This is a genomic window from Polyangiaceae bacterium, from assembly GCA_016715885.1.
Lineage (GTDB): Bacteria > Myxococcota_A > Polyangia > Polyangiales > Polyangiaceae > Polyangium.
On record JADJXL010000006.1, the window covers coordinates 76,908 to 84,749 of the forward strand.

3 protein-coding genes are annotated in these 7,842 nt (G+C 55.8%); all 3 read left to right on the forward strand.

Annotation, left to right across the window (positions count from 1 at the left end; translation table 11 throughout):
- The first annotated feature begins 3,457 nt into the window (after positions 1 to 3,457).
- The 3 genes from IPM54_10570 (at position 3,458) to IPM54_10580 (ending at position 6,987) form a co-directional block, all read left to right on the forward strand.
- Positions 3,458 to 3,877 (forward strand): hypothetical protein, encoded by a 420-nt coding sequence (locus tag IPM54_10570; protein ID MBK9260267.1) that lies wholly within the window; start codon positions 3,458 to 3,460, stop codon positions 3,875 to 3,877.
- A 261-nt stretch (positions 3,878 to 4,138) separates the two neighbouring features.
- Complete coding sequence (locus tag IPM54_10575; protein MBK9260268.1) at positions 4,139 to 4,687, forward strand: hypothetical protein; 549 nt, start codon at positions 4,139 to 4,141, stop codon at positions 4,685 to 4,687.
- Between the two features lie 2,078 nt (positions 4,688 to 6,765).
- Entirely contained in the window at positions 6,766 to 6,987 is a 222-nt protein-coding gene (locus tag IPM54_10580) for a hypothetical protein (protein ID MBK9260269.1), read from the forward strand.
- Positions 6,988 to 7,842 lie beyond the last annotated feature (855 nt).

The window sequence follows — 7,842 nt, forward strand, 5'->3', positions numbered from 1 at the left end:
CTGGAATCGATTTGTATTTGACAACGATTGAACTTGTCGGCTGATCTTATGTGATGCTCCGTCACCCGATACTCCGCCTTCTGGAGCAGTTTCCCCCCGCATTCTGTCGCCATCCTTGTCATCATAGACAGGTTCTTGCGCCTCAAACTGGTGTTGGGCATCTTTGGGATTTGCACCGTATTTTTTGTGAGCAATCGACCCAGCCAACTATGGTCACATTGGTCACTGTGGAGGCACTTGCACTTGGGATTGATGAGGAAACGCTTGCATCGCGACGGGAGACTGTTGCAGTGGGTGGCGTGCCTCGAGGAGGGAGCGGTTGTCGCGTTTCCCGAACTTGGTGTTACTGGAGCCGAATTTTGTGCTGAACCTCGTGTCTGGATCAAAAGAAACAAGCACTGAGACCACGGCTGAGACCACGGCCGAGACAAACATGATATTAGGGTAGCTAGGAGCTCTCCCCTTGGTGTCAGACTTATTGCGTTTAGGCTCAGCCAGTTCAATGGGTTCGTCCAGTGTCGACACTTTCCTGGACGAGGGTTTTCGAGCTGCATGGTACGCGGGCGATGGTTCGGCGAGTTTGGTAGATTCGTCCAGCGTCGATTCTTTCCTTGTAGGAGGTTTTCGAGTCGTATGGTATGCGGGCGGTGATTGCGCAGCCGATGTCTTTGCGATCGACTTCTGCTGATGATCTTGTTCGCGCGTGAAAGATCAGGAGGGCTCCGTTGCGCTCTGTACAAATTACATCGGTATCTGGTTCCTTCTCCATTCTGACGACAAGCAGCGTGACATCATCGTTCTCCATTCTATTCGCATCGCGTTCCTGATCCTACGAGCTGGAGTAGCTCGTCTTCTGATACGATCTGGCTAATGCGATTCCACACTGGCGTTCCAGCTTCATGTCGCTGGAGCAACCATTTGCCAATCATCGGTCGCCAAATAGAGACGTCTTCCGTCGTGGCGTTGTCCTTCAAATATTGATTTCCGGCTCTGGATCGGACGGGGTGCTGAACAAACAGCGGGAGTCGAATTGAAGCCGGCGCTCGACTCCAGCAGCGGCAATGATCGCAACAAATTGTTCCCACAAACAGGAAAACGCATGCGTCCCCAATAGTCACTGCAGACCATTCCACGAGGTCGTTCTTGTGCTCAACCGCAATCCCACAGAATGTAGCAGCGCCGCGACGCCCCTGATTATTCCACCGTGCTCCACCTGCCGCAGCTTCCGCTTGGCGCTTGCGCCACTGTTCTCTTGGACCAGCGAGCCATCTTGTAAGTTCTCTTTTCGTTGGTAATCCGCTCGTACAGGCCGCGTCTACAAGAAACTGCGCCCACGGGCCTGGGAGAAACGACACGGAGGCTCCGTCCGCTACTGCGTAAACGCGAGCGGTATCATTGCCGGCCCCGCATCGTCGCTCGTGGCCTTCGCCTTTCTTGCCAATGCGCGAAGCCGATGCCGAACCACGAGCGCCGTTCGCGACGATGAGCTAGACGCTTCTCTCAAGGAACGGTCTCCCTCTTGCGTGGTGTTTGAGTGCGATCCCCCGTTCCCCTGGGCATGTATCATCTTCCCGTGGGGTTACTACCGAACGCAAGCAATCGCACGAGTGTTTCGGCGTCCGCGTTATAGATGAATCCTCGTGACGACGGCGAGACGTTAAAACCTTGCGCGGCGGCTGATGCCTGGAGTGGTGCTGGCAGGACAGACGACATGCGAAATAAGAATTTCGCATACTCGTCGGGCAAAGCGCCCTCTGCATCTGGAAGAGAAAATAAGCGTGACCCTTCCGTTGCGAAATGTACATTCAGAAGGAGAGCAGAGCCATCCGACGTTTTAGATTGGATATTGCTTGGCGGCTGTCGCCGCCCGACCAACATCATCTGGTGCTCCATCGGTGATATTGATGATTACTGGAGGAAGCTATTCTCATGAGAGGCAACCCATTCACGTACCCAACCTGCGCCAAGTTCGAACGCGTCTGCCATTGGTGTAGAACCATCTGCTATGGGGTCCACCCAAACTGGGAAGGCATTTCCATGTCCACCAGACCACCTGCACCGTCAGGGACTTTTTGCTTTACCGTATCGACTCGTTGTGGTGATACCGCAACATCTGCGATCGAAACAGGCCCCTTGCCCTCCAATGTACCACGGAATGCAGATCAATTTGTCGTCCGTATCCAACCACACCGAGATCACATCGTGGCGAAAATACGTCACCCTTCTGCGCTGCGAGTGCGATTTCACGAATCACTCCGGTTTACGGCCATCGCGCATGCTCCGTCCTTTCGACTGAAGGGATCTGCGGCATTGGGTTGCGCACCGTTGAAGCCTTCATCCATGGGACCGGATTGATCGATCAGGATCAAGATGCATCCAGGCGTGCTTTTTCGAGAAAAGTTGCTTGTACACGTCGCCCTCAAAGATTCTGCCGTAGCCTTGCCGACACCTCTCGGGTCCCCTACTCGCGTACTTTTCACGAGTCCAGAGAGATGGGAGTCAGTTATCTAAGATTTTCCTTTTGTGCCGCATCGCACCCAACCCCGCCTGCGTGTCGACTTGTCATGCGCTATGGACATATCTTGCTATCAGCAGTGGCGAGCCTTTAAGCAGTGTATTCCGCCCGCATTGAAATTTGAGTAACCTCGGGCTACGCATATTGTCGTATTGCTGATAGGAGAAAGCCGTGCCTTGCATCATATGTACACGAAACGGTTCGGACAAATTCAAACCGCTGGACATCTATTGTACATCTGTACACAACCGAAGTCGGCCTGTGCGTTTGCCGTTTGCTTCGTTTCCTGCTGGGGTCTCGGCCGGTTATGCATGGTTGGTTGACGCGATGCATTGGGCAGGACCCCCCTTTGGCTGGGCAGCACCGGGCCGGGATGGCGGGGACCAGCGACGCATCAGCGACAATCTTGACCGGGATGCGCGGATCACCGTAACAGGGCGTTACTTTCTTCCTTGACACCAAGCCTGCGGAGGTTTGACATGGTCCCTATCTTGGCAGAATAGTGAGAAGGGGTGCGTTATGGAGATCTTTCTAGTAGGGATTTGGATCGGTCTCGGCGTCACGTCGTTCAAATATCTTTTCTTTGGGGACTCAAGCGAGAAGATGGCGCCGATCCTATATGTGGTATCCGCCGCATTTGGCCCGTTATTCATCCGGGCTGGCCTTGATCAAGCTCGTGGCCAAAGGGTTTGAGTGGCTCTTCAAGGGTCGAGTCTGAATTGTGCATTGACGTTCGATCGATCCAGGCAGAGCCCGCCAAAACTGCCGTGTCGCCGCTCCCGCCATGCAAAGCCGAGCCGTTTCTCTCGGCCGCCCGAGCCTCGCTGCGACGGTAGAGCACGACCAAACACTTTACATGGGCCCGCAACTGGCTCAACGTACGGTCGTCCGTGTTGACGAGGGCCCCGGGCTCCTGTCTACTGGCGCCGAATGAAGTGCCTCGTGATACTGATTTCAAGCATTTTGCCTGGCGGGCTGCGGACCGGATTGGAGCCGGAAAATTGGAGGAAGCTTTCGCAAACAGGAACGTGTTCCGATGGCTCATCCGTCCCCGCCTCGACCACGGCCGTCAGCCTGACGCTGAAAGACGATGGCGACACCGTCACCTGGGAAGCTCCATGCGGAGCGACTGCGATTACGCCAGCGTCGATGGCGATGTTGCCAACGTGCGTCAGTATAGTTGTCCGGCGCAAGACCCAGACCGATGGCACCACCATCGCGACCACGGTTACGGACGGAAAGCTGACGTTGAACGACAACATCCTGGAGGTGGAGTTCGACCTCTCCCTGTCGCTCTCGGGCACGATTACGGGTACGTGCGACGTGGTCGCGGAAGGTTCGTTGAACCGGCTGGCAGAGTGATTTGGGCATCAACCCCCAAATCGGTGGCGGGGATGTGCGAGGCGCGAAGCTTGGATGCGGACAAGATGTACATGCTCAGGTGAAAGTAGTCTACTAGTTGAGCCGATCTTGTGAGATAAGGTGTGTGGACAGATGTACATGAGCTGGTGTGGCCACGCGGGAGAACCTACTCGAAGACGGCGGTCCCGTTCTGCCATGGAATACTGATACCGCAGTTTCGTGCCAACCGGATTCTCCATCAAAGCGGCGGCGCATACGTCGATGTCTCCTGTATCCTGGCTGAAGGCGTCAGATTGGAAAGGGAAAGTCGATGTTGGGATCATCACGATCCGAGCGGATGAGAACGATGCCGTATGTCGCCGATTCCCGAAAAAAATAGGCATCGTCAATGCGCGCCGTCAGTATAATTTACATTGCGTCAACCCCATTGCGCCCCATGGCTACACGGTTGCAATTCTTCGCTGTGCGGAGCAAGGGAACGGCGAGGCGCTCACGGCAGCGCGCGATCTGCTGGATGACCTCGCGCCGCGATGGCTTTTGGTAGTCGGCATTGCGGGAGGAGCACCAGGACACGGGTTCACCCCTCGGGGACGTGGTGGTATCGAACACATCATCGACTTCAGTGTGGAGAGCAGTCCTCAGGACGGATCGCGCGAGTATGCGGTTGCAGGGGCCGGTTGGCTGCCGACGCGTCCCGCGCTTGCCGCCAATGTGGAGTCTGGAGGCGGAACTCGGTCCGTGGAACACGCAGGAAGCGATCATGCTGCCCCAACCTCGGGGGGGGCTCGAACAGGAGAACTCACATGGTGACCCTGGTGGCAAGCGAAGGTCACGAATTCTTTAGAAAGTACTTCAAGCCCGCCGACCCAGATCAGGCAAGGTGAAAGCGGCTGCAATCGCATCGAGTGATCGATTGGTCAGGAATACCGAACAGGTGCAGGTATGGCTGAAGGTCGCGCGACAATTCGTCGCGATCGAGATGGGATCGGCCGGCGTCTATCGTGCCGCGTATGGCACGAGACCACCGACGCCGTTCCTTGCGATCCGCGGCATTAGCGACATAGTTGGATTCAAGCGGGATGAGCGGTGGACCGCGTACGCATGTCACGCCGCGGCCTCGTTTGCAGTTTCACTTCTCCGCGCAGAGCTGATCCCGCCCGCCGACTCGCCGCCCATTGGGTCGGCAGTTAATCGCGAAGGAAGCCGCCATCGCGATCGTCAGTCTGGTAGCGATATGTGCGATTGCGGGTGTGCTCATTGGTTTTTTCGCATTCGGCGGCGTCGATATTGTGAAGATTCTGGTGCTTGCAGCGCTTTGGTTGGCAGTATCCGTGGCGATTCAGATCTTTTACCCACGACGTCCCATAGATGGCTTCGTGCGGTCAAGTGGGGAACGCCTACGTTCTGCTTTGGGATGATTGCCGGTGCTATATTTAAGGACAGCCATAAACCAGCCGAGGTGGTGCTCAGCCGCAACCTCCGCCAGCCCTCAGGAAGCTCCGAACTCGCGCCTACGATTATCGGTCCCACAACCACGCAGAGCACAGAGTTTCCGGTCGACGCTGCTACGTCGCCTCCGCCGACGCATCGAGTTCCGTTCCATCGCCCAGAGCGGTTTCAAGCGACGTGAAGTGCGCTTTCAAATCTATGGCGAGAGCACGCCGCTTTGGACCCCGGCGACAGATTTTCGGCGACGAGTCGAAGACATGTACAGCAGAATTCAGCAAGGCATGCCGCGACAAGTTTTAGGGGCGTGTTGCAGAGAGAACGCTTGCGCACAGAACCGAAATGGCCTCGTGCGCCTGAGGATCTTGACATCAAGTGGGTGAGACGTGTCCACGGCCCGACGCGGGAGTGCGGCAATAAAGGGACGGCAACTCGTTGGAACAACGAACAGATGGCTAATGGTGCATTTTGGGTTGAATCCCGCAGTCATCTTATGCGGTGAGCTCAAATCCGTCCACGGTAGCCCGCAGCGTTTGCGCGTGAACGAACATCCCCAGGAACCTGCCCGTCGAGGTAGTAGCACTCGTCCGATGAAAATGCAGCGAGGTAGTAACCTTGCCGGGCTTGGAACGCCGCCCTTCATACCGATGACCCGTACAGCCACTGGTTCATTTCCCGGCGCAACTGCGGCTGGAGCTTGATGTTCCCCACGACATTTGAAGACCATGAATCGGCCAAATCTCAGGGTTGTTGGGATAAAGCATGTAGTCCTCGAACTTGGGCCACATGCCCAAAATTACGCCACCGAGCGTTTTGCCGAAAGTACCTGTGTTCTTATGCCCACATAAAGCGAAAAGGATTGCGGATAAAATGGCGGGCGGTCGTGGGGCACATTCGGCTCCCAAACGGCCTTATTTTCCCCAAAGGTCTTGAGGCATATCCAGGCTATGTCAGGGACAATCATCATGTCGTGTCTGAACAACGGTAGTTTTACTGGTTCAAGACCGGTCGGCAATTTTGGCTTCAATATCCGCTTTGCTTTTGATACATTTCAGTATCGAAAGGCAATGGTACGCGCGAGGGTGGTCATAGATGCAATAATTGAGGCATCATCGCAACCTCCATTTACATTGGTGGCTCGTTTCAATGCTAAGCTCCACCAGTTAGAGCGAGAGTATCCCCAGCACTTCACCCCAGCCCACAGAGAAGCTGCTTTTCGTTGACTGCATCAGTAGGCCTGGCTCAGGGCAGCGCCGGTGGGACCGCCTGCCGCGGGTCGTCGCCGCCGGCGTCGGTGCCGTGGTCTGCGCTCGGGCGGCGCTTGGTTCGAGACAGGTCGGGGTAAAAAGGCGGCCGGGGTCGTTTCGTACGAAAAGCGCGGTCGAAAGTAGAGCGCCTATCCGAGAGAGAAACGGCTGCCCTAATTTGATAACGTAGTCCTCATGGCGAAATCGCTTCGTAATCCAACCAGAAAACCATGCCTCGACCCATCGTGCGCTGGTTCAAGTACGCCACTGAGCAACCTTGTTTCGACCAGCGACAACGCTTGCGCAAGCGGTTTGTTGTTCTTTCAAGGATTAGTCTCGGATGCGCCGGGTGGTGCGATGCTGGTGGTGAATATCGCCGGCAAACCGTTCTGGCAAGAGCAATTTGGCACCCTTTAATCCCAGTTTAAACAAATCTTTGACGCCCCATGCACTGTAATAGCTGTCGAGTGCGAGCAAGCCCGGTACGCGTGCATTCGCCTCCCGGCAACCAGGCCCAACAAGACTTCGATGGCCCCGTGCCCGCGAAAAGCCAACAATGGCAATTTCGCGGGCATCGGGGCTAACTTCGAGAACGGGTCGTTACAAGGCCCAGCGCCCAGCGTTTATACCTGAGCTTCAGGCCATTTCCTCCAGTAATGTGGTCGTCGATCGTCCGGATGGCCCAATCCGTCGGAACTGCGAGAACAATCAGGAGAGCAGGCCAAACAGGACCAATCCACAATACCGTATTAGCTCGAGGCCTATTTTGGAATGCAGCACCAAAGCATCCGAATGAAATTTCGGGTTGAGTGTTAACGTTGTCACACTCGGCTTGGGAGGGAAGAAATATCCGTCATCGCAATCGACACCTTACGTCTTAGAATTTGCTTTTTAGTGCAATTCATCGTTTTAACTTTCATGCACCGCTAGCACGACATGCCATCCGGCTTTGCATTCTTGATACGCGGGGGCATTGAACCGGACAGCCGGACGAGAACTCGCGCTGAAACTGCTCGATGACGAACCACCAGATCCTCCGGCTCTCCACCGCCGCCCGAGCTACTCAGGATGCTTCGCCTCCGGCCCCTTTCGAGGAGGCTCGACGAGTTCGATGCATCGCCGCTCGAGCTGCTCGATGATGATGCCCCAGCCCCGCTCGACGTGCTCGATGAACCCGACGAACTCAGATCGCCAAACACCCCCGTCGTCTCACTGCCGCGACTTGCAGAACAATCACTACGAGAATAACAAAGCTTGAACGCATGGTTTCCC

Excerpts from the sequence above, each read along its gene's own strand:
- IPM54_10575 (MBK9260268.1), top strand. The coding sequence starts at position 4,139 with ATGTCTCCTGTATCCTGGCTGAAGGCGTCAGATTGGAAAGGGAAAGTC.
- IPM54_10580 (MBK9260269.1), top strand. The coding sequence starts at position 6,766 with ATGGCGAAATCGCTTCGTAATCCAACCAGAAAACCATGCCTCGACCCA.